Source organism: Mesorhizobium sp. B2-4-17 (assembly GCF_006441275.1).
Lineage (GTDB): Bacteria > Pseudomonadota > Alphaproteobacteria > Rhizobiales > Rhizobiaceae > Mesorhizobium.
The window spans coordinates 22,188-43,350 of record NZ_VFUX01000022.1; the positions used below are offsets into that span (position 1 = coordinate 22,188).

19 protein-coding genes and 1 pseudogene are annotated in these 21,163 nt (G+C 64.3%); 14 read left to right on the forward strand and 6 right to left on the reverse strand.

The window, feature by feature from the left end; translation table 11 throughout:
- Positions 1 to 2: 2 nt before the first annotated feature.
- Positions 3 to 536, forward strand: a pseudogene (locus FJ548_RS18205) (ATP-binding cassette domain-containing protein); the annotation flags it as partial.
- Between the two features lie 74 nt (positions 537 to 610).
- Here the strand turns inward: FJ548_RS18205 and FJ548_RS29890 are convergent.
- On the reverse strand, positions 611 to 943 hold the full coding sequence (locus FJ548_RS29890; RefSeq protein WP_181165784.1) for a hypothetical protein: 333 nt from the start codon (positions 941 to 943) through the stop codon (positions 611 to 613).
- Positions 944 to 1,265: 322 nt separating this feature from the next.
- Here FJ548_RS29890 and FJ548_RS18210 point away from each other — a divergent pair, with 322 nt between their 5' ends.
- Together FJ548_RS18210 and FJ548_RS18215 are read left to right on the forward strand one after the other, a co-directional pair.
- The gene (locus FJ548_RS18210; RefSeq protein ID WP_140778597.1) at positions 1,266 to 2,726 is read left to right on the forward strand and encodes a DHA2 family efflux MFS transporter permease subunit; all 1,461 of its coding nucleotides are present in this window, start codon (positions 1,266 to 1,268) and stop codon (positions 2,724 to 2,726) included.
- A 192-nt stretch (positions 2,727 to 2,918) separates the two neighbouring features.
- The gene (locus FJ548_RS18215) at positions 2,919 to 4,358 is read left to right on the forward strand and encodes a 2-hydroxyacid dehydrogenase (RefSeq protein ID WP_140778598.1); all 1,440 of its coding nucleotides are present in this window, start codon (positions 2,919 to 2,921) and stop codon (positions 4,356 to 4,358) included.
- Positions 4,359 to 4,409: 51 nt separating this feature from the next.
- Here the strand turns inward: FJ548_RS18215 and hutH are convergent, their stop codons facing one another.
- The 5 genes from hutH to FJ548_RS18240 form a co-directional block, all read right to left on the reverse strand.
- Positions 4,410 to 5,906, reverse strand: a complete 1,497-nt coding sequence (gene hutH / locus FJ548_RS18220) for a histidine ammonia-lyase (protein WP_140778599.1) — start codon at positions 5,904 to 5,906, stop codon at positions 4,410 to 4,412.
- 142 nt (positions 5,907 to 6,048) lie between these two features.
- Positions 6,049 to 7,152, reverse strand: coding sequence for an alcohol dehydrogenase family protein (locus FJ548_RS18225; RefSeq protein ID WP_140778600.1), 1,104 nt, complete (start codon positions 7,150 to 7,152; stop codon positions 6,049 to 6,051).
- A 9-nt stretch (positions 7,153 to 7,161) separates the two neighbouring features.
- A complete protein-coding gene (locus FJ548_RS18230; protein ID WP_140698693.1) occupies positions 7,162 to 8,541 on the reverse strand; it encodes an aspartate aminotransferase family protein in 1,380 nt (459 codons plus the stop codon).
- Positions 8,542 to 8,576: 35 nt separating this feature from the next.
- A complete protein-coding gene (locus tag FJ548_RS18235; RefSeq protein WP_140698690.1) occupies positions 8,577 to 10,070 on the reverse strand; it encodes an NAD-dependent succinate-semialdehyde dehydrogenase in 1,494 nt (497 codons plus the stop codon).
- 130 nt (positions 10,071 to 10,200) lie between these two features.
- Positions 10,201 to 10,692, reverse strand: a complete 492-nt coding sequence (locus FJ548_RS18240) for an Lrp/AsnC family transcriptional regulator (protein WP_140698687.1) — start codon at positions 10,690 to 10,692, stop codon at positions 10,201 to 10,203.
- Between the two features lie 82 nt (positions 10,693 to 10,774).
- On the opposite strand from FJ548_RS18240, the gene FJ548_RS18245 reads away from it, so the two are divergent.
- The 11 genes from FJ548_RS18245 to FJ548_RS18295 all read left to right on the forward strand — a co-directional run bounded on the left by FJ548_RS18245 (position 10,775) and on the right by FJ548_RS18295 (position 21,077).
- A complete protein-coding gene (locus FJ548_RS18245; RefSeq protein WP_140778601.1) occupies positions 10,775 to 12,160 on the forward strand; it encodes a PLP-dependent aminotransferase family protein in 1,386 nt (461 codons plus the stop codon).
- Between the two features lie 244 nt (positions 12,161 to 12,404).
- Positions 12,405 to 13,190, forward strand: coding sequence for an ectoine/hydroxyectoine ABC transporter ATP-binding protein EhuA (ehuA, locus tag FJ548_RS18250; protein WP_281407081.1), 786 nt, complete (start codon positions 12,405 to 12,407; stop codon positions 13,188 to 13,190).
- 63 nt (positions 13,191 to 13,253) lie between these two features.
- The gene (gene ehuB, locus FJ548_RS18255) at positions 13,254 to 14,105 is read left to right on the forward strand and encodes an ectoine/hydroxyectoine ABC transporter substrate-binding protein EhuB (protein WP_140778603.1); all 852 of its coding nucleotides are present in this window, start codon (positions 13,254 to 13,256) and stop codon (positions 14,103 to 14,105) included.
- A gap of 174 nt (positions 14,106 to 14,279) precedes the next feature.
- Positions 14,280 to 14,939 (forward strand): ectoine/hydroxyectoine ABC transporter permease subunit EhuC, encoded by a 660-nt coding sequence (ehuC, locus tag FJ548_RS18260; protein WP_140613373.1) that lies wholly within the window; start codon positions 14,280 to 14,282, stop codon positions 14,937 to 14,939.
- 16 nt (positions 14,940 to 14,955) lie between these two features.
- Positions 14,956 to 15,615, forward strand: a complete 660-nt coding sequence (gene ehuD, locus FJ548_RS18265) for an ectoine/hydroxyectoine ABC transporter permease subunit EhuD (protein ID WP_140613374.1) — start codon at positions 14,956 to 14,958, stop codon at positions 15,613 to 15,615.
- Positions 15,616 to 15,618: 3 nt separating this feature from the next.
- The gene (gene eutA, locus FJ548_RS18270; protein WP_140613375.1) at positions 15,619 to 16,395 is read left to right on the forward strand and encodes an ectoine utilization protein EutA; all 777 of its coding nucleotides are present in this window, start codon (positions 15,619 to 15,621) and stop codon (positions 16,393 to 16,395) included.
- 183 nt (positions 16,396 to 16,578) lie between these two features.
- Positions 16,579 to 17,574, forward strand: a complete 996-nt coding sequence (eutB, locus tag FJ548_RS18275; protein ID WP_140778604.1) for a hydroxyectoine utilization dehydratase EutB — start codon at positions 16,579 to 16,581, stop codon at positions 17,572 to 17,574.
- Entirely contained in the window at positions 17,571 to 18,563 is a 993-nt protein-coding gene (eutC, locus tag FJ548_RS18280; protein WP_140778605.1) for an ectoine utilization protein EutC, read from the forward strand. The genes eutB and eutC overlap by 4 nt, the downstream gene beginning before the upstream one ends.
- A gap of 123 nt (positions 18,564 to 18,686) precedes the next feature.
- Positions 18,687 to 19,865, forward strand: coding sequence for an ectoine hydrolase DoeA (doeA, locus tag FJ548_RS18285; RefSeq protein ID WP_140778606.1), 1,179 nt, complete (start codon positions 18,687 to 18,689; stop codon positions 19,863 to 19,865).
- A 5-nt stretch (positions 19,866 to 19,870) separates the two neighbouring features.
- A complete protein-coding gene (doeB, locus tag FJ548_RS18290) occupies positions 19,871 to 20,872 on the forward strand; it encodes a N(2)-acetyl-L-2,4-diaminobutanoate deacetylase DoeB (RefSeq protein WP_140778607.1) in 1,002 nt (333 codons plus the stop codon).
- A 64-nt stretch (positions 20,873 to 20,936) separates the two neighbouring features.
- Positions 20,937 to 21,077, forward strand: coding sequence for a hypothetical protein (locus tag FJ548_RS18295; protein WP_226890568.1), 141 nt, complete (start codon positions 20,937 to 20,939; stop codon positions 21,075 to 21,077).
- Positions 21,078 to 21,163 lie beyond the last annotated feature (86 nt).

The window sequence follows — 21,163 nt, forward strand, 5'->3', positions numbered from 1 at the left end:
TCATCCTTTCGTCATCCTCGGGCGGAGCAGGCCTCCACAAGAGCTTCGGCACGGGAGAGCGGCGCACGGAAGTGCTGCGCGACATCAATCTTGATCTAGCCGACAACGAGTTCGTCTCGCTTGTCGGCATATCGGGTTGCGGCAAGAGCACGTTGCTGTCGATCGTGGCCGGACTGCAGGACTTCGACGCCGGCGAACTCAGCATCGACGGTGCGCCGATCCTGCAGCCGGGTCTCGACCGTGGCGTCGTCTTCCAGTCCTACACGCTGCTTCCCTGGCTGACGGCGCGGCAGAACATCGAGTTTGCCCTCAAGGCCGCGGGCTATGACCGGTCGGCCTGCCGCGAGATCTCGCTCAAGCATCTCGACCTCGTCAAGCTGTCGCAGAGTGCTGACCGCTATCCGTCCGAATTGTCGGGCGGCATGAAACAGCGCGTCGCCATTGCGCGTGCGCTTCCTATCGCCCCAAGATGCTCCTGATGGACGAGCCCTTTCGATGCCTTGACCCGGCATCAGATGCAGGAATTGCTGACTCAGACGCGTCAAGGGTCCCGAAATGGCATAGCATCCGCCCGAATCTGGTCAACTGGCCGGGGTCTGGGGATCAGGGATCAAGGACCGTGGGGACCGCACAGGCCGAGCGTCCATTCGATGGTTCCACAAAAGTCGCCGACGAATCCATGGTAGCTGCCGTAGCCATTGTAGTAGCTGTCCATCCAGCCATTGTCGCCGGTCCAATTGTCGCCGGTCCAACCGCCGCCAACCCACACGCGAGGGTTTCGATGTTGCCGTTGGACGACGTACCGATGTCCATTGTGGCGATGAACCGCGGTATGGACAAAGTGATACCTGACAGCTGCCGCATCGGCGATGGAGGTAAATGAAATCGCGCTCGCGGCGGCCAGCACGATAGCGCCGCTGGCGAGCATCAGACGCCGTTTCATGAAGATGCCTCCTGTTCCTACGAGACATGCACAGGAAAAACGGCCTGCCGCCCCAGACGTTCCTTCACGAAATAGGGACGCTGAATGCCTGACGCTGAATGCCTAATGTCTTTGGACCATCCTTCTTGACGCGATCGCTGCTTTCCTCGCCCTCTGTCCGCGCTCAAGATTTTTTGACCACCGTCCGGCAAGAATTCATTGTCGCTGCTGCATTTGTCGGACCATAAACGCGCCAAGTGATCCCGCCCGGCTGGTTGGTCGCGGATGATCAATGTTTTCAACGCAATATGCGGGCCTTCGCCAAGGCATATGAACCGCCTGCATGACGGAATTGGCCAGAGCATTGGAACAGCCTCTATTTGCCACCGAGCGCGACCCGAAGCTGAGGTTGATCATCCCGATCATCGTCGCCATCGCCTTTCTGATGGAACAGCTCGATTCCACCATCATCACCACCGCGATCCCGGCCATGGCGCAAAGTCTGGACACGACGCCGGTCCGGCTGAATCTGGCGATCACCACCTACATCCTGGCGCTCGCCGTGTTCATTCCCGTCAGCGGCTGGTTCGCCGACAGGTTCGGCGCGCGCAGGGTGTTCGCCCTGGCGCTTTTCACCTTCACCCTTGGCTCCGCGCTGTGCGGCATAGCGAACAGTTTCGGCATGCTGCTGGCCATGCGCGCGCTGCAAGGACTTGGCGGCGCCATGATGACGCCGGTCGGGCGGCTGATCCTGCTGCGCAGCTTTCCACGCAGCGGCCTGATCACCGCCATGACCTACACGACCTTGCCGGCCATCATGGGGCCGATCATCGGGCCGCTGCTCGGCGGCCTGCTGACCACCTACGCGTCGTGGCGCTGGATATTCTATGTCAACCTGCCGTTTGGCTGCCTTGGCATTCTGGCGGCGCTGCGCTTCGTCGACGATTTCCACCAGGAGGCGGTGGAGCGCTTCGACTTCGCCGGATTCCTGATGGTGGGATGCGGCGTGGCGTTGCTGCAGTTGGGGCTGGAGAATATCGGCCGCCCGATCATTCCCGCCTTCGCGACGGTGCTGGTGTTGGCTGCGGCCGTCCTGCTGCTGCTCGCCTTCGGGCGCTATGCGCGCCGTGTCGTGGCGCCGGCCGTCGACCTGACGCTGTTTCGATTTCGCTCGTTCTGGGTCGGCACGCTGGCGGGGGGCCTGTGCCGCGTCGGTCTCAACGGTGCCCCGTTCCTCCTGCCGCTGATGCTTCAGGTCGGGTTCGGCACGAGCCCGGTCACCTCAGGCTCGCTGACATTCGTCGGCAGCTTCGGCGCGCTGCTCATGCGGCCATTGTTGTCGCCGCTGCTGCGGCGCGTCGGCTTCAAAGTCGTGCTGATTGGCAGCGCGATCGTTGGCTCCGCCACCGTGGCGGGCTTCGCCTTGATGACTGCCGATACGCCCCATTGGATGATCGGTTTCTATGTCTTCCTGTTCGGCGTCGTCCGGTCGGCGCAGTTCATGACCTCCAACACCCTGTCCTACGCTGATCTGCCGGCGGACAAGCTCAGCCGCGCCACCAGCCTGGGCGGCGTGCTGCAGCAGCTTAGCGTTTCGCTGGGCGTCTCGGTCGCCGCCATGCTGCTGGGCCTGATTGCAGGGGAAAGCCACGTCCTGACGCCGGAACGGTTCCATCAGGTGTTCCTGCTGACCGCGATCATCCCGCTCATATCCATTCCCGGCTTTCTGTACCTGCGCGCCGAGGACGGCGTGCAGGTCAGTGGTCACATCGGCAGATCACGCAAATCATCCCGGCAAGGATAGTGGAACAATCCGTTCGCTCAAAAACCGTGCGGCGCCGCTCTCGTTGAAGCGTTCGTCACGGACGTGTCGCAACTTGCCGCCGGTTTGCCGCCTGCGATCGATCTGACACCTTTCCGGGCTGATAGGTTCTGATTGTTCAGGGCAGCCCTGCTGTCGCAGCAGGCCTTGCCGTTCTTGTATGGGGGAAACGACGTGACCGCAGAGACCAGCATGCAGGCCGTGGAGCCAATCGACCCGCAAAGCAGCTACGCCGTGCTGATCTGCGATCTGGTCGGCCTGCGCTTCGGGCCGGACGGCAAGCCCGACCCGAGCGAAGTCCGCGCCCATATCGAAGCCAAGGGCGGCCGCTTTCACGCTGCGGCGCTTGGCGACAAAGCCGACCTCGAACGTGGCCGCGTGCATTTCTTCTACCAGCCGGACCTCAGCACCAGGGAAGAGCTGATCGAGGCCGCGGGGGAGGGGCGCTATGACGCCGTCATCGCGGCGGCGACCTTCCTGCCTGCCGAGACCGTCTTTCCACTGGCCGGCGTGCGGATCGGCGCTGGCACCGGCAATATGGGCTCGCGCTCCTGGGGTGGCGGCAGCGGCGAGGGCGGCACCGCGGTGCTGATGAACACGCCCGGCATCAACAGCCGCGCCACGGCGCAGATGGCGATGAAGGCGATCCTGAAAGTCCTGCCGGATCTCCCGGTCGATATGCTGCACGGCCTGGTGGCGCGCGGCGCCTTCGACACCGGCAGGGAGCTGCGCGATTTCCCCACCGAAAAGCTCGAAGGCAAGACGATGGCGATCATCGGCTACGGCAATATCGGCCGCGAGGTGGCGAAGCTCGCCCGTGCCTTCGGCATGCGCGTGGTGATCCATGCACGCCCTCGGCACCGGGACTGGATAGAAGCAGAGGGATTTGTCTATGCGGCGAGCCCGGCCGAAGCGGCCGAGGGGGCCGATGTGCTCAGCGTCCATGTCGGCCTGGGCAAGCAGGACGCGCAGACCGGCGGCTACGCCAATGCCGGGCTCGTCGGCGCGGAGATACTGTCCCGCGTGAAGAGCGGTGCCGTGCTGGTCAACTACGATCGCGGCGAGCTTGTCGATATCGAGGCGCTTGACGACGCCCTGTCCTCCGGCCGGCTAAGCCACGCCGCCATCGATGCCGATCTTTTCAGCGATGCCTCGACCGGCAGCCTGTCCGGTCCGATGCTGCCTTATCTCGACCTCGTCGAGAAACATGGCGACAAGCTCGAACTTCTGCCCCATGCCGCGGCCGACACCGACCATCCTTCGCGCGTCGCCGGCGCCAAACAGGCCGTCGACCAGCTGTTCGATGTCATCTGCCGCAAAGCGGTGACGAATGCCAAGGGCTCCGTGCCGCCGGGCTATGTTTCCCTCGGAGTGACGACGCCTCACGGCATCGGACCGGTGACGGAGTCCCATCTTTTGAAACTGACCTCCAGCGACTGCGCCGAGCTGGCGGATCTCTGCGACCGGCAAAGCCGGTTGTGGAAGGCGCTGTCGGAAACGCCAACTGCCGAGCGTGGCGGGATTGTTGCCGAACAAGGCGAAGAGCTCGTCCGGTCGATCGACCGTTTCTGCCTTGTGGCCGAGAAACTGAATCTCAGGGGCCCTTACCAATAACTCAACCTGCCGCTGCGGAGGTTTAAAGGCCTCAGGCGGAAAGACGCTGCCTCAGTAGCGGGGACCGGCCACCATCCGGGCAATCCGTGTCATATCGGTGCTCATCTCGCGGTCGTCGTCGAGTGGACTGACAAGCGCGCGCACCGCGGCAAAGGTGCGTTGCGGGCCTTCGCCCATGCTGTCGACGACGTCGCGCAACTCCACGCCCGTTGCCGCGAAGATCAGCTCCATCGCAATGAGATAGCGCAGGCGCTCGATGATCTCAGCGGTCTTGGCCACGACCCGGGGCGCCATCGACGACTGGTCCTCGATACCATCCGAGACGGCGAGCGGGCTGAGTGACATCGGGTTGGCCAGATGCCGGATCTCGGCTTCCAGCGCCGCCAGCGGTTTCTGCAATTCGGCGTAGCCCTGGCGGCTGCCGCCCCTGGCCGACAAAAAGCGCGGCAGCTCAGCTGTTGTCGGCGACATCAGCTTCATGCAGCGGTTGGCGGTGCCGACCGCGCAATGCGCCAGCGCCTGGCCGAGCTGTTCCCAGGCAAGCGTGAATGCCGTGAGGTCGAAATTGCCATTCGAAACCACCCGCTCGTCTTTGGGCAGGATCACGGGATTGTCGCCCGAATGGGTCAGTTCGATCTCGGTCGCCAGCCTTGCCTGTTCGAACGCATTGAGCAGGCCGCCCCAGACCTGGGGCACGCAGCGATAGCTGAGCGGGTCCTGTAGGCGCCGCGCGGCCTTGTCCTTCCACAGGCCGCTGCCCGCCAGCTCCGTGCGCAGCCGAGCGCCGATCTCGCGCTGGCCGAAGGCCGGCCGCGCGGCCAGGGCATCCTCGTCGATCGCGGTGAGGGAAGAACGGAACGCCTCGTAGTTGAGCGCCACGGCAGCCAACCCCCAGTCGATAAGATGGGCGACGTCTTCGAGGCACAGGCAGGCCGTTCCGGTCGACAGGCTGTTGGCGACGATGAGGGCGTGGCCGTCCTTCTCGCGCAGGTCGAGCGGCTCCAGCCCGGCAAGGGTTAGCGCCTCGGCCGATGGCATGATCCGGCCCTGGAATTCCGCTTCGCCGTCGCCGCGCAGCGCCCGCGCCATATGGCCGAGATGGGCAAGGTCCGCCGCGCCGATCGATCCCCATGTGGGGATCACCGGATGGACGCCGGCGTTGAGCGCCGCCACAAGGCCCAAGACCACGCGTTCGGAGGTGCCGGTGCCGCCGGCGGCCATGCCCGAGATGCGTGCGGTCATCAGCGCCCGCACCGCCTCGGTCGGAAGGGCGGGGCCGATGCCCATGCTGTGGCTGAGCGGCACGCTATGCTGAAAGGCGATCAGATCGGCCTCGGCGAGCGGCGTGTCGACACAGGCGCCGAGGCCGGTGGTGACGCCATACATCGGTTTGCCGAGCTGCATCAGGTGCTCGACCAGCGCGCGGCTCGCCCGGATACGGCGCATCGCTTCCTTACCCAGCATAAGCCGGGCGTTGCGCCGTGCGATCTCGGCGACGTCAGCCACGCCGAGTGGCTTGGCGTCGAGCAGTATCATCCGGGCCGTCATGTCTCGCCTGTACCCCGTGACCAGATGCCCGGACCAGCGGCGCGGCGGGCGTCACTGTTTGTGGCGGCTTGCCGGCTGGAGTGCAAGCCATTCCCATTGTGGCAGCGGTGAGGAAGCAGGCGAGGGGCTTTGATTCTTGGAACTACGCCGTTCGCTCCGCGACGGCGTCTGGCACCACAACCAGCTTGCCGACAAAATCCTTGGCAACGAAATCGGCTTGCGCGTGGTGGAAATCGGAGAGTTTGTAGACGCCGCCGACCAGCGGGCGGATCTTGCCCGCCTCGATGTAGCGCACGATGCGGCGGAAATCCGCGCGCGTGCCCTGGCTCGAACCGTGCAGTTGCAACTGCTTGAGATACATGGTCCTGAGATCGAGCTGGACGACCGGGCCCGCAATCGCGCCGGCGGTGGTATAGCGGCCCTCCGGCCTCAGGATGCGCAGCAAATCGTTGAAGATGGCACCGCCAACGAGGTCAGCCACGACGTCGATCGGCTGGCCGCCGGTCGCCTCGGCCACGGCTTGCGGCAAATCGTCGACGCCACGGGTAATGACGGCTTCCGCTCCGATGTCGAGCACCGCCTGCTCCTTGCCCTTGCCGACGACGGCATAGGGAATGGCGCCGCGCGCCCGTGCCAGTTGCACGATGCCCGAGCCGACGCCGCCCGAGGCGCCGGTGACCAGAACGCGCTCGCCGGCTTTCAGCGCGGCTCGTTCCAGCATCTGCTCGCCGGTGAGATAGGCGCAGCAGAAGGTGGCGAGTTCGACGTCGCTCAGCGTCGTGTCGACGACATGCGCATTCTCCGCCGGCACGGCCTGGTATTCGGCATAACCGCCGTCGCGGCCATGGCCCATATAGTCGATATCGGCGAGCGAATCGTCGTCGCGGTTGTAGATGGAGAAATCGACCATCACCCGTTCGCCGATACGATCAGACGAAACGCCATCGCCGACGGCAGCGATGATGCCGACAGTGTCGGTGCCCTGGATGCGCGGGAAAACAAGCGTGTTGCCCTGCCGCCGCCAGGTCGACACCGCTGCAGCGTCTTCCTCGGTGCCATAGGCGCCCTGGCGCACCCACACATCGGTGTTGTTCATCCCGCAAGCGCTGACCCTTATAAGCACTTCCCCCGAAGCAGGGGCGGGCACTCTCACATCGGTACGGTAGACGAGTTTTTCCGGTCCGCCGTGGCCGGTCAGCAGCACGGCGGCCATGGTGGCGGGGAGCGTGTTGGTCCTGGCATTCATGGCTCGATCTCAGAGATTGGCAAACACGCTGTTCACCGCATCCGCGGTCTTGGCCACGACGATATCGGCCTCCTCGCGCGTCAGGCAGAGCGGCGGCGCGAAGCCGAGGATGTCGCCCTGCGGCATGGCGCGGCCGATGACGCCGCTTGCGGCAAGGGCCGTGGCGACCTGCGGTCCGACTTTGAGCGAAGGATCGAAGAAGACGCGGTCGTCGCGGTCTTTTACGAATTCGACCGCCGCCAGCATGCCGTCGCCACGCACCTCGCCGACGTTTTTGTGGCCGCCGACGGCCTTGGCGAGTTCAGCACGGAAATAGGCGCCGGTCTCGCCGGCATTTTTCACCAGCTCCATCTCGTCGATCAGTTCGAGATTGGCCACACCCGCGGCAACGCAGATCGGATGCGCCGAATAGGTCCAGCCATGGCCGAGCGAACCGAGCTTGTCGGAACCCTCGACCAGCACCTGCCACATCTTGTCGCCGACGATGACCCCTGACAGAGGGGCATAGGCCGAGGTCAGGCCCTTGGCGATGGTGATCAAATCCGGCTTGATGCCGTAGTGGTCGGAACCGAACATGGTGCCGAGCCGGCCAAAGCCCGTCACCACCTCGTCGGCGACCAGCAGCACATCATACTTCTTCAGCACCGCCTGGATTTTTTCCCAGTAGCCTGCGGGCGGCGGCACGATGCCGCCAGTGCCGAGGATCGGTTCGCCGATGAAGGCTGCGACTGTCTCGGGGCCTTCGGCCAGGATCATTTCCTCGAGCTTGTCGGCGCAATGCTGCGAGAACTGCTCCTCGCTCATCGAGCGGTCGGCGCGGCGGAAATAATAGGGCGCCTCGGTGTGCAGGATCGGCGCGCGCGGCAAATCGAAGGCGTTGTGGAACAGCTCAAGGCCGGTCAGCGATCCGGTCATCACGCCCGAGCCGTGATAGCCGCGCCAGCGCGAAATGATCTTCTTCTTCTCCGGGCGGCCGAGAACGTTGTTGTAGTACCAGATCAGCTTGATGTTGGTTTCGTTGGCGTCCGAACCGGAGAGGCCGAAATAGACCCTCGACATGCCTTTCGGCGCGCGGTCGATGATCATCTTGGCCAGCGTGATAGAGGCCTCGGTGCCGTGCCCGACATAGGCGTGGTAATAAGCGAGGTTCTTGGCCTGGGCGGCGATGGCGTCGGCGATCTTCTGGCGGCCGTAGCCGACATTGACGCAGTAGAGGCCAGCGAAGGCATCGATGCTCTTCCTGCCATTGTTGTCCCAGACGGTGACGCCTTCGCCGCCGGCCATGATGCGGGTCGGGCTCTCGCCGCGCGCATGCGTGCCCATATGGGTCGAGGGATGAAAGAAGTGATCGCGGTCCCAGGCGTTGAGTTCGTTGGACTGGTCGAGCATCTTTTTGACTCCTTGAAAGAGAATTCCGGCGCGGCCTAAGCCACATCCAGGCAGAGATATTTGAGATCCGTGAAAGCCTCCAGCCCATGGCGCGAGCCTTCGCGGCCGATGCCGGACTGCTTGACCCCGCCAAACGGGATCGGCGCGCCCGTGATCTTGACGCGGTTGATCGCGACCATGCCGTATTCCAGCGCGCGGCCCAGGCGCTGCTGACGGGCGCCGTTCTCGGTCACAACATAGGCGACGAGGCCGTACTCCGTGGCGTTGGCGCGGGCGATCACCTCGTCTTCGCCGTCGAAGGGCGTGACGGCAGCGACCGGACCGAAGGTCTCCTCGCGCATGATCAAAGCCTCGTCGGGCACGTCGGCCAGCAGCGTCGGCTGGTAGAAGAGGGGGCCCGCCGGATGGCGCTTGCCGCCGGCAAGGCAGCGGGCGCCCTGGGCGAGGGCGTCGGCGACCTGTTCCTCGACCTTCTTGACGGCGCGCTCATGCATCAGCGGCCCGATGTCGGTTTCGTCGGCAAGGCCGTTGCCGGTCCGCAGTGCCTCGATGCGCGCGGCGAAGGCCGCGCAGAAACGGTCATAGATCGGGCGCTGGACATAGATGCGGTTGGCGGCAAGGCAGTCCTGGCCCGAGGTGGCGAATTTGGCGTCGACGGCGATGCGCACGGCCTTGTCGACATCGGCGTCGGCAAAGACGATCAGCGGCGCGTGGCCGCCAAGCTCCATCACCAGCCGCTTCATCGTCGGCGCGCTCTGCGCGGCGATCAGCCGGCCGATCTCGGTCGAGCCGGTGAAGCTCATGGCACGGACGCGCGGGTCTTCGCACATGCGCCCGACGATCGTCGAAGCATTGCCGGTGAGGACATTGAAGACGCCGGCAGGCAGGCCGGCGCGCTCGCCGAGTTCCGCCAGTGCCAGCGCCGACAGCGGCGTCTCCGAAGAGGGATGCGCGACGATGGTGCAGCCGGCGGCGAGGGCGGCGGCCGCCTTGCGGGTCAGCATGGCCGCAGGGAAATTCCACGGCGTGATGACACCGACGACGCCGAGCGGTTCGCGCCGCACCATCATTTCAGCGCCCGGCAAATGGCTGCTGACGCTCTCGGCGTTGAGCCGCTTGGCTTCTTCGGCATACCACTCGACGAAGGAGGCGGCATAATCGATCTCGCCGAGCGACTCCTTGAATGGCTTGCCCTGTTCGAGTGTCATCAGCAGAGCCAGATCATCCTTGGCGGCGATGATCAACTCGAACCATTTTCGCAGAACCTTGGAACGCTCCTGCGGCAGCAGCGACCGCCAGGCCCGAAAGGCACGCGCAGCGGCATCGATCGCCTTTGTCGTTTGGCGCGCATCCAACGCGGCGACGAAGGCGACGGTGGTGCCGGTCGCCGGATCGGTGACTTCAAAACTCTCGGCCGCGTCGCTCGCCGTCCAGTGGCCGTCGACATAGGCAAGCTCGCGAAGCAGCCGGCGGTCGGCGAGGCGATCGAGCGCTTCATGGCGATGCGAGCGGGCGAAATGCGCGGACATGGTCGAAGCCTCCCGGTTCGGACTGATACGGGAAGACTATCCGCGATGCGCAGATAGAGAGGCTGTTTGGACATCCGTTGATAGAGAATCTCTCTCTGTTGCGCCGACGAGGCAGGCGATCTCTCCGGCGTTAGGTCGACGCCGGCAACAGGTCGACAATCGGCAGCGCAATGTCGTCCTTCACCGTCTTGATGACGATGTAGGTGAAGTAGCGGTCGATGCCGATCTCGCGGTCGAGCAAGGCATCGACCAGCCGCTGATAGGCGTCGATGTCGCGCGCCATCACCTTCAGCACATAATCGACGCCGCCGCCCACCGACCAGCAGGCGACGATCTCGGGAATGTCACGGATGACTCGCTCGAAGCGGTCGAAATCGGCCTGGCGGTGGCTGGCCAGCGTCACTTCCATCAGCACGGTGGCGACCGGCGCCACCACGCGCATGGCGATCCGGGCGTGGTAACCCGAGACGATGCCGGCCTTTTCCAGCTTGCGCAGCCGCATCCAGCATGGCGTCGGCGAGAGCCCGACCTGCTCGGCCAGCGCCAGCTTGGTGATGCGTCCGTCACGCTGGATGGCGTCGAGGATTTTGAGGTCGATCGCGTCGAGTTTTGCAGCCGTCATCACAGTCCACTTTTCGTCCACGGCACCATGACGGTGCATTATTTCGATTGTCAATTGCACTGATTTCGATCTCTAATAAGTCATGACATTGTGGCAACCCGATCCCGCGCTCATCAGGCGGCCAGCCTACCAGTCGCTTGCCGACCAGTTCGCGCGTGCCATCCATGACGGACGGCTGGCGAATGGCGCGCGCCTGCCGACCCATCGCCGGCTGGCCGACGATTTGAAGCTGTCGGTACAGACGGTGAGCCGCGCCTATGAGGAATTGATCCGGCGCGGCCTGATTTCGGGCGAGATCGGCCGCGGCAGCTTTGTCCAGACGCAGCGCCGCGAGCCGGAGCCGCCCTATCTGCCCGAGCGCCTCGGCGAGGTCATCGATCTCTCGATCCTGAAGCCGGTCTGCGAGCCGATGCATCGGGAACGGATGAAGCAGGCACTGGGATGGCTGGCCGAACACCTGCCCTCAAGTTCGGCACTGTCCTTCCGGCCCAACATGGTGTTCCCGCGCCATCGCGCTGTCGCCGTCGAATGGCTGAAACTGTGCGGGCTCGAGGCCTCCGCGCAGAATATCAGCCTGACCAACGGCGCTACCGCCGGCATGACAGTGGCGCTGATGAGCGTCGCGCCGCCGGGATCGACCGTCGCGACCGAGGCGATCGGCCATCACACGCTGGTGCCGCTCGCGCGCTATCTCGGCTTCAACCTCGAAGGCCTGCCGATCGACGGCAATGGCCTCATCCCGGAGGCGCTGGACGAGGCCTGCCGGCTTTCCGACATCCGCGCTGTGTTCGTGCAGCCTTCGGTGATCAACCCGACCGCGACACTGATGGATTCGGGACGTCGGGCTGAGATCGCGGCGGTGGCGCGCAAGCACGACATCGCCATCATCGAGAACGATGTGCTGGGTCCGCTGGTCGAGGACCGGCCGCCGCCGGTCGCTGCTTACGCGCCGGAGCGCACGCTCTACGTCACCTCCTTCACCAAGATCACCGTGCCCGGCCTGCGCATCGGCTATCTCGCCGCGCCCGATCGTTACGTTGCCGCCGTCGCCAACCGGCATCTGGTCTCTAACTGGATGGCAACGCCGCTGGTGGCCGAGATCGCCACCAAATGGGTGGCCGACGGCACCGCGATGGAACTTGTCCGCTGGCAGCGCCAAGCGCTCCGGCACAGGATGGACATTGCCGCGGAGGTCCTTGCAGGGGTCGAGTATCGTTCGCATCGCGATGGCCTGCATCTGTGGCTGCAATTGCCTGGCGACCGGGCCGAGGAGAGTTTTGTCGCCCAGGCCCGGCTGCAGGGCGTGGCGATCGCGCCGGGCGCCTCCTTCCGCATTTCCGACGCCCCCTGGCATCCGGCGGTGCGCATTTCGCTGGGTTCGACCACCGAGGGGGAACTGCGCGCCGGTCTCGGCGTTGTCACCAAGCTCTTGCTTGGAGATCCGGAGCACCTGCTGCTCGCCATCTAGGGGTGCGTCGATATTCCGGTAATGCCGGCTTGCGAAGGTGGTCTCCTGCGCTTCCGGCTCCGTTCCGGTCTCAGAGGCCGCCATTGCTGGGTTGGGCCTGAGCCCGACTCTCGACGGGTCGCCCAGTTGGTCGAGAATTGTGCGCAATCGGAATAATTGTCATGATATTATTTTCCCAATTGACATGATTTGGCGCGTTCCGCATCGTTAGGGGCACAGGCTTCTCCAGCACGGGGAAATTCATTTGTCCGCACCCATCATCAAGGTCGATGCCATTTCGAAGAGCTTTGGTGCCTTCAAGGTGCTGGACGGCCTGTCGATGCAGGTCATGCCGCGCGAGAAGCTGGCGCTGATCGGCCCGTCGGGCTCAGGCAAGACGACGATCCTGCGTATCCTGATGACGCTGGAGCGCATCGACGGCGGCCACATCCAGATCGATGGTGATCAGCTTTACCATATGGAGCGCAACGGCCAGTTGTTGCCGGCCGACGAGCGGCATCTGGCAAAAATGCGCCAGAAGATCGGCATGGTCTTCCAGTTGTTCAACCTGTTTCCGCACAAGAGCGTCATCGACAATGTCACGCTGGCGCCGATGCTGACCAAGGGCACGCCGCGCGCCGCCGCCCAAAAACGCGCGATGGAACTGCTCGACATGGTCGGCATGGCCGACAAGGCCAAGGCGATGCCGGCGCAACTGTCCGGCGGCCAGAAGCAGCGTGTGGCGATTGCCAGGGCGCTCGCCTTGCAGCCGAAGATCATGCTGTTTGACGAGGTGACGTCGGCGCTCGACCCGGAACTGGTCGAGGAGGTGCTCAATGTCTTGTGGCGGCTCTGCGCCGAGACCGACATGACCATGCTGCTGGTCACCCATGAGATGGGTTTCGCCCACGACTTCGCCGACCGGGTGCTGTTCTTCGATCGCGGCAAGATCGTTGAAGAAGGCAAGCCCGACGAGATTTTCCGCCATCCCAAGCAGGAGCGCACGCAAGGCTTCCTGAAGAAGATCATCGCGGCCGGACACCGTGTCTGACCCCATGCGGGCGTGCAAATTGCCCACAAGCAAACCAAGAAGAGCAACAAGGAGTTGGGAACAATGAAGAAACTTGGCATTCTGGCCGGCGTCGCCGGCTTTGCAATTACGGCGGTGCTCGCGACCTCAAACGTGGGCTCGGCCGCGGACAAGAAGCTCGAACAGCTCAAGGCGCAGGGTTTCGCCCGCGTCGCCATCGCCAACGAACCGCCCTATACGGCGGTCGCCGCCGACGGCAAGGTTTCGGGCGCGGCGCCCGACGTGGCGCGCGAGATTTTCAAGCGTCTCGGGGTGGCCGATATCGTCGCTTCGATCTCTGAGTATGGCGCGATGATCCCCGGTCTGCAGGCCGGCCGCTTCGACGTCGTCACCGCCGGTCTGTTCATGAAGCCGGAGCGTTGCGCGGCGGTCGCCTATTCCGAGCCGGTTCTGTGCGACGCCGAGGCGATGCTGGTGAAGAAGGGCAATCCCAAGCACTTCAAGAGCTACGAGGACGTCGCCAAGGACACTGCCGCCACGATCGGCGCGCCGGGCGGCGGCACCGAGGAGAAGCTGGCGCTCAACGCCGGCGTGCCGCGTGAACGTGTCATCGTCGTGCCGGATGGCCAGAGCGGCCTGAAGATGGTGCAGGACGGCCGCATCGACGCCTATTCGCTGCCGGTCCTGTCGATCAATGATCTGATGAAGAAAGCCAACGATCCGAGCCTCGAAGTCATCGCGCCGGTGCAGGGCGCCCCGGTCTATTGCGACGGCGCCGCCTTCAAGAAGGGCGATGAGGCGCTGCGTGACGCCTACGACGTCGAACTGGCCAAGATGAAGAAGTCGGGCGAGTTCGCCAAGATCATCGAGCCCTACGGCTTCTCGGCGGCTGCCGCAATGTCGACGACGCGCGAAAAGCTCTGCTCGGCGAAGTAGAGCGCTCTTCTTCCTTCTCCCCGTTCAACGGGGAGAAGGTGTCACGAAGTGACGGATGAGGGGCGGCGCTAGGTTTGGAGAAGCTAGCGCTGCCCCTCATCTGCCTGCCGGCATCTTCTCCCCGTTGAACGGGGAGAAGGAACTCGAATCGCAAACGTTGGAACCTCTAATCGAATGACCCAATGGTCCGGCTATTTCGGCCTGATATTGCAGGGAGCGCTTGTCACCATCGAGCTGACGCTGATGGGGTCGGTGCTTGCCCTGGTCATGGCCTTTGTTGCCGGGATGGGGCGGCTGTCGCGCTTCTTTCTGCTGCGCGCGCTCGCCACCGCCTATATCGAATTCTTCCGCGGCACCTCGATCTTCGTGCAGCTGTTCTTCGCCTATTTCGTGCTGCCGCTATTGGGCCTGGAACTGACCCCGCTGCAGGCCGGCGTGCTGGCGCTGGGCCTGAATGTCGGCGCCTACGCCGCCGAAGTGGTGCGCGGCGCCGTGCAGTCGATCGGCCGCGAACAGCACGAGGCCTGCATCGCGCTCAACCTTGGCCGCTGGCAAGGCCTGCGCCATGTCATCCTGCCGCAGGCGTTTCTGGTGATGCTGCCGACCTTCGGCAACAACGCCATCGAACTGCTCAAGGCCACATCCGTCGTCTCACTGATCTCGCTCGCCGACCTCACATTCCAGGCGCAGGTGGTGCGAGCCCAGACCGGTAACACCATGGTGCCGTTCACCACCATCCTCATTCTCTATTTCATCCTTGCGCTGCTCATTTCGTGGGGTGTGCGCTCGCTGGAGCGCCACCTGGCGCGCGGCCTCGACGGGGTGCGCGTCTGATGACCGGAACTCGCTGATGGATTGGGATTGGGATTTTGTCCGGCAGATCCTGCCGACGCTGATCCAGGGGGTGAAGATCACCATCCTGGCGACGCTGCTCGGCTCGGTACTGGCGGCGATCGTCGGTCTGGGCATCGCGCTGGCGCGCCGCTCGCCCAACAAGGCGGTATCGCGCTCCGTCGGTTGGGCGGCCGAATTCGTCCGTGGCACGCCGCTGCTGGTGCAGCTCTATTTCATCTTCTACGTGCTGCCAGACGTCGGTATTCTTCTGCCGCCGTTGGTCGCCGGTGTCATCGGGCTCGGGCTGCACTACGGCACCTATACGGCGGAGGTCTATCGCGCCGGCATCGACAATGTGCCGCGCGGCCAGTGGGAGGCAGCCAAGGCGTGCAACCTCAGCGCCAGGCAGACCTGGTCCCACATCATTATCCCGCAAGCCATTCCGCCGATGATCCCGGCGCTGGCCAACTATTTCATCGCCATGTTCAAGGAGACGCCGCTGCTGTCGGCAATCACCGTGCTAGAACTGATGAACCAGGCCAAAAGCGTCGCCAACACCTATTATCGCTACCTGGAGCCGATCACGTTGGTGGGCGCCTTCTTCCTCGCCATCAGCCTCTGTTCTGTCGTGCTGTTGCGCTGGCTGGAACGCCGTTACGGCAAGATCGAGAGATAACGTATGAAGCCCTTGCCCGAGATCAAGGTCCACCCCGACCGGCCGGCGCTCGATGACCGCCCGCTGGCGAAGCGTGTCGGCCTGATCATCCTGGCCACCGACCACACGACCGAGCCGGACTTTCGCCGCATGGTGGCGAGCGAACGGATCGGCGTCTATGTCGCGCGCATTCCCTATGCCAATCCGACGACGCCTCGGAACCTTCGCAAGATGCAGCCGGCGCTGACGGCGGGCGCGGCCTTGATCCTGCCCGACGAGCCGCTCGACGCCATCTGCTACTCCTGCACTTCGGCATCGGTGGTGATCGGCGATGCCGAGATCGAGGCGGCGATCCAGGCGGCCAAGCCCGGCATTCCCGTCGTAACCCCGCCCATGGCCGGCGTGCGCGGGCTGAACGCCTTCGGCGTGCGCCGGATCAGCATTCTCACCCCCTACACGGTTGAAACTTCCAGGCCGATGGCAACCTATTTCGCCGAACGCGGTTTCGATATCGCCAGCTTCACCTGCCTGGGTTTCGAGGATGACCGCGAGATGGCACGCATTCCGCCGGCAGCCCTTGTCGACCTCGCGCGCCAGGCGACCCATCCACAGGCCGAAGCCTTGTTTGTGTCCTGCACGGCGCTGCGGAGCGCGCTCGCGGTCGCCAGTATGGAAGAGGCGATCGGCCGTCCAGTGGTGACCAGCAACCAGGCGACGGCATGGAATTGTTTACGGTTGTGCGGGGACGAGACGCCACATCCGGAGTTCGGCCGTCTGATGACGTTGTCGCTGGGACGGTAAGATTATGTTCTGCGTGCAAGAGCGTCTCCCTCTGACCTGCTGGCCACCTCCCCCTCAAGGGGGGAGATTCCCTGCCGCTGCGCTTTGGCTGCTTGTGGATGCTATAGAAACGGCGGTGCCGCATGAGCTGCCGATCTCCCCCCTTGAGGGGGAGATGGCCGGCAGGCCAGAGGGGGTCGCCCGATGACGCGCGCCATCGACCTTTCGGACATCCGAGCCGCCCGCGAACGTATCGCCGGCAAGATCGAACGAACGCCAACCGTGCTGTCCGAAGCTCTGTCGGAACGGTTGGGTATTCCCGTTCACCTCAAGCTCGAACATCGCCAGATCACCGGCAGCTTCAAACTGCGTGGCGCCTCGAACGCTGTCGCTTCGCTGAGCGCGCGGGAGAAGGCAGGTGGCGTGGTCGCGGCCTCGACCGGCAACCACGGCAGGGCCCTTGCCCATGCGGCGAAACTCGAGGGCCTGCGCGCGGTGATCTGCATGTCGCGGCTGGTGCCTCAGAACAAGCTTGATGCCATCCGCCGGCTCGGGGCCGAGATCCGTATCGTCGGCAACAGCCAGGACGACGCGCAGCAGGAGGTCGAGCGGCTGGTGGCGGAGGAGGGGCTCGTCATGCTGCCGCCCTTCGACCATCCAGCCATCATTGCCGGCCAGGGCACGCTCGGACTGGAGATGATCGAGCAGGTTCCCGACGCAGCGCAGGTGCTGGTGCAACTGTCGGGCGGTGGGCTCGCCTCGGGCGTAGCGGCGGCGATCAAGGGCGTCAGCCCCGGGACCAGGGTCGTCGGCGTGTCGATGGCGCGGGGTGCTGCGATGAAGGCGAGCCTCGATGCCGGCCGGCCCGTGCTGGTCGAGGAGTTGCCGACGCTGGCGGATTCGCTCGGCGGCGGCATCGGCCTCGACAACCAACTGACCTTCGCCATGTGCCGCGACCTGCTCGACGATGTCGTTCTGCTTTCCGAGGAGGAAATCGCCGCCGGCATCCGCCATGCCTATGAGCACGAGCGCGAGATCGTCGAGGGCGCCGGCGCCGTCGGCATCGCGGCACTGCTCGCCGGTAAGGTCAGGGCGAGCGGACCGGTGGTGGTTCTGCTTTCGGGGCGCAACATCGATATGGAACTGCACAAGAAGATCGTTTGCGGAGAGAAGCCCTCATTTGTGGAGCGCGCCGCATGAACCGGATGACAATCCTGACCGAAACGGAACTGCGTAAGATCGTGACGCTCGATCTTGATGCCGTCGCCTGCGTCGAGAATGCTTTTCGCGCGCTAGCCACTCTGCCGGTGGCGATGCCGCCGATCCTGCGGCTCGACATCCCTGAACATCACGGCGAGGTCGATGTGAAGACCGCCTATGTGCCTGGCGTCGACGGCTTCGCCGTCAAGATCAGCCCCGGCTTCTTCGACAATCCAAAACTCGGCCTGCCCAGCGTCAACGGCATGATGGTGCTCTTGTCGGCCAGGACCGGTCTGGTCGAGGCGCTGCTGCTCGACAATGGCTATCTCACCGATATCCGCACCGCCGCCGCGGGCGCGGTCGCGGCCAAGCATCTATCGCGGCCGGATTCGTCCGTCGCCGCGATCTTCGGCGCCGGCGTGCAAGCCGGATTGCAGCTCGAAGCGCTCCGCCTCGTGCGGCCAATCACAGAGGCACGCATCTGGGCCCGCGATGCCGCCAAGGCTGAGCTGACTGCGGGCGCCCTGCGTGAGAAGCTCGGCATCGCCGTTCGCGCCGAACCCAGTGCCGCGGAGGCCGTAGTTGGGGCCGACATCATCGTCACCACGACGCCGTCGACCGAGCCTCTGATCAAGGCCGGCTTCATCTCTGCCGGCCAGCACATCACCGCCATGGGCTCGGACGCCGAACACAAGAACGAGATCGCCCCTGCGATCCTGCGCATGGCTGATCTCTATGTCGCCGACAGTGCTCGCCAGACACGGCGGCTGGGCGAACTGCATCATGCCATCGCCGCAGGAATCATGGCCGCCGAGGACGAGGTGGCCGAATTGGGCCAGATCATCGCTGGCGAGAGACACGGACGGCGCTCGGCCAGCGACATCACCATTGCCGATCTCACCGGCACCGGCGTGCAGGATACGGCGATTGCCACGCTCGCCCGCGACCGGGCGCTGGCCGCGAAATCCGGAACCATTTTTGAAAGCTGATGCCGGCCAAAGCGTGATCCGGAAAAGTGGGAACCGGCTTTCACGTGCAAAGAAGAACCAGACGACGAGCCGGATTCAGCGAAGTTGAACAGGCTCCAGCCCAACAAACGAGGACCCAAAAAAATGCAGCCAAACCTGAAATTTTCGCGCGGCGAATATGCGGATCGCCTCGCCAAGACGCGCAAAGCCATGGAAGCCAAGGGTGTCGATCTCCTGATCGTCAGCGATCCCTCCAACATGGCCTGGCTGACCGGTTACGACGGCTGGTCGTTCTACGTGCACCAGGCGGTCATCGTGCCGCCATCGGGCGAGCCGGTCTGGTACGGCCGTGGCCAGGACGCCAATGGCGCCAAGCGCACCGCCTATCTCGCGCATGACAACATCGTCGGCTATGCCGACCACTATGTGCAGTCGACCGAGCGCCACCCCATGGACTTCCTGTCCAGCGTGCTGACCGATCGCGGCTGGGGCAAGCTGACCATCGGCGTCGAGATGGACAATTACTGGTTCTCCGCCGCTGCGTTCGCCGCCTTGCAGAAGCATCTGCCCAACGCCCGCTTCGTTGATGCCACGGCCCTGGTCAACTGGCAGCGCGCGCTGAAGAGCCCGACCGAGATCGACTACATGCGCAAGGCCGCCCGCATCGTCGAGGCGATGCATCAGCGCATCGTCGACAGGATTGAAGTCGGCATGCGCAAATGTGATCTCGTCGCCGAGATCTACGATGCCGGCACGCGCGGCGTCGACGGCATCGGCGGCGACTATCCGGCGATCGTGCCGCTGCTGCCGTCGGGCGTCGATGCTTCGGCGCCGCATTTGACCTGGGATGACCAGCCGATGAAGTCGGGCGAGGGCACCTTCTTCGAGATTGCTGGCTGCTACAACAGGTACCACTGTCCGCTGTCGCGCACCGTCTTCCTCGGCAAGCCGACGCAGGAATTCCTCGATGCCGAGAAGGCGACGCTTGAAGGCATGAATGCGGGGTTGGCGGCGGCAAAACCCGGCAACACATGCGAGGACATCGCCAATGCCTTCTTCGCCGTCTTGAAGAAGTACGGCATCGTCAAGGACAACCGCACCGGCTACTCCATCGGTCTGTCCTACCCGCCGGATTGGGGCGAGCGCACGATGAGCTTGCGCCCCGGCGACCGCACCGAGCTCAAGCCGGGCATGACCTTCCATTTCATGACCGGCCTGTGGCTGGAGACGATGGGTCTTGAGATCACCGAATCCATCCTGATCACCGAAACGGGTGTGGAATGCCTGGCCAATGTGCCGCGCAAGCTGGTGGTGAAGAATTGAACCCGATGTCCAGCCTCCGTCCGTCGCCTATCGCGCCGACCGTCGATTTCGATCGTGACGGCGTCCAGCATGGTTTCCTGCGCCTGCCCTACAGCCGCGACGATTCGGCCTGGGGCTCGGTGATGATCCCGATCTGCGTCATCCGCAACGGCAAGGGACCGGCGGCGCTGCTGACCGGTGGCAACCATGGCGACGAGTATGAGGGCCCGCTGGCGCTCTACGGACTCGCCCGCACACTCGACCCCAAGGACGTCTCCGGCACGGTGATCATCGTGCCGGCGATGAACTATCCGGCCTTTCGTGCCGGCACGCGCACGTCGCCGATCGACAAGGGCAACATGAACCGCAGCTTTCCCGGCCGGCCCGATGGCACGGTGACCGAGAAGATCGCAGACTATTTCCAACGCGAGTTGCTCCCCCGCGCCGACATCGTCTTCGATTTTCATTCCGGCGGCAGGACCTTGGATTTCGTGCCTTTCTGCGCCGCGCACACGCTGCCGGACAAGGTGCAGGAAGAAAAGGCCTTCGCCGCGGTCGAAGCCTTCTCGGCACCTTTCTCGATGCGCATGACCGAGATCGATGCGGTCGGCATGTACGACACCGCGGCCGAGGACATGGGCAAGGTCTTCGTCACCACCGAACTTGGCGGCGGGGGGACATCGCGTGCCGAAACCGTGCGCATCGCGCGGCGTGGCATCCTCAATGTGCTTCGCCATGCAGGCATTGTTGATGGCGCGGTGGAGAAGACCAGAACACAGTGGCTCGACATGCCCTCGGGCGATTGCTTCGCCTTCGCCGAGGACGACGGCATGATCGAAACCATGGTTGATCTCGGCGAACCCGTCGAGGAAGGCGCGGTGCTGGCACGCATCCATTCCGTTGGCCGCACCGGCATTGCCCCACAGGAAATCCGGGCAAAAATGTCTGGCCTGCTGGCGGCGCGGCATTTTCCCGGGCTGGTCAAAGCGGGTGACTGCGCCGCGGTGATGGCCGTGAAGGTAGGCTGAGCACGAGCGCCTGTGTGCTCGGCTCTGGCCCGAGCGGAGCGAGCCCGATGCGACCGGCTCGCAAATGGAGCATCGCGAACTGCTGGCCGCCTGCCGCGAGCGCGACGGCAGGAAAGCCGCGAGCGTTCTGCGGCAGTATCTGCGCGAAGGGAGCGAGACGCTCGTCAACGCGATAGAGGGCGGTGGCTTGTCGCGAAAACCCTAACCTCGACTGACAAATAGAGTGCCGATCGATACCGGCCACGTCGGGCGCGGTTGCGTCTATGCGAGTTCACTGCCACATATTGCAAC

What these genes read in the sequence shown, in the direction of transcription:
- ehuC (WP_140613373.1), top strand. Translation starts at nt 14,280, where the DNA reads ATGACCCAATGGTCCGGCTATTTCGGCCTGATATTGCAGGGAGCGCTT.
- FJ548_RS29890 (WP_181165784.1), bottom strand. Translation starts at nt 943, where the DNA reads ATGAAACGGCGTCTGATGCTCGCCAGCGGCGCTATCGTGCTGGCCGCC.
- hutH (WP_140778599.1), bottom strand. Translation starts at nt 5,906, where the DNA reads ATGACGGCCCGGATGATACTGCTCGACGCCAAGCCACTCGGCGTGGCT.
- FJ548_RS18235 (WP_140698690.1), bottom strand. Translation starts at nt 10,070, where the DNA reads ATGTCCGCGCATTTCGCCCGCTCGCATCGCCATGAAGCGCTCGATCGC.
- eutC (WP_140778605.1), top strand. Translation starts at nt 17,571, where the DNA reads ATGAACCGGATGACAATCCTGACCGAAACGGAACTGCGTAAGATCGTG.
- ehuD (WP_140613374.1), top strand. Translation starts at nt 14,956, where the DNA reads ATGGATTGGGATTGGGATTTTGTCCGGCAGATCCTGCCGACGCTGATC.
- eutB (WP_140778604.1), top strand. Translation starts at nt 16,579, where the DNA reads ATGACGCGCGCCATCGACCTTTCGGACATCCGAGCCGCCCGCGAACGT.
- eutA (WP_140613375.1), top strand. Translation starts at nt 15,619, where the DNA reads ATGAAGCCCTTGCCCGAGATCAAGGTCCACCCCGACCGGCCGGCGCTC.
- doeA (WP_140778606.1), top strand. Translation starts at nt 18,687, where the DNA reads ATGCAGCCAAACCTGAAATTTTCGCGCGGCGAATATGCGGATCGCCTC.
- FJ548_RS18230 (WP_140698693.1), bottom strand. Translation starts at nt 8,541, where the DNA reads ATGCTCGACCAGTCCAACGAACTCAACGCCTGGGACCGCGATCACTTC.
- doeB (WP_140778607.1), top strand. Translation starts at nt 19,871, where the DNA reads ATGTCCAGCCTCCGTCCGTCGCCTATCGCGCCGACCGTCGATTTCGAT.
- FJ548_RS18225 (WP_140778600.1), bottom strand. Translation starts at nt 7,152, where the DNA reads ATGAATGCCAGGACCAACACGCTCCCCGCCACCATGGCCGCCGTGCTG.
- FJ548_RS18240 (WP_140698687.1), bottom strand. Translation starts at nt 10,692, where the DNA reads ATGACGGCTGCAAAACTCGACGCGATCGACCTCAAAATCCTCGACGCC.
- FJ548_RS18295 (WP_226890568.1), top strand. Translation starts at nt 20,937, where the DNA reads ATGGAGCATCGCGAACTGCTGGCCGCCTGCCGCGAGCGCGACGGCAGG.
- ehuB (WP_140778603.1), top strand. Translation starts at nt 13,254, where the DNA reads ATGAAGAAACTTGGCATTCTGGCCGGCGTCGCCGGCTTTGCAATTACG.
- FJ548_RS18245 (WP_140778601.1), top strand. Translation starts at nt 10,775, where the DNA reads ATGACATTGTGGCAACCCGATCCCGCGCTCATCAGGCGGCCAGCCTAC.
- FJ548_RS18210 (WP_140778597.1), top strand. Translation starts at nt 1,266, where the DNA reads ATGACGGAATTGGCCAGAGCATTGGAACAGCCTCTATTTGCCACCGAG.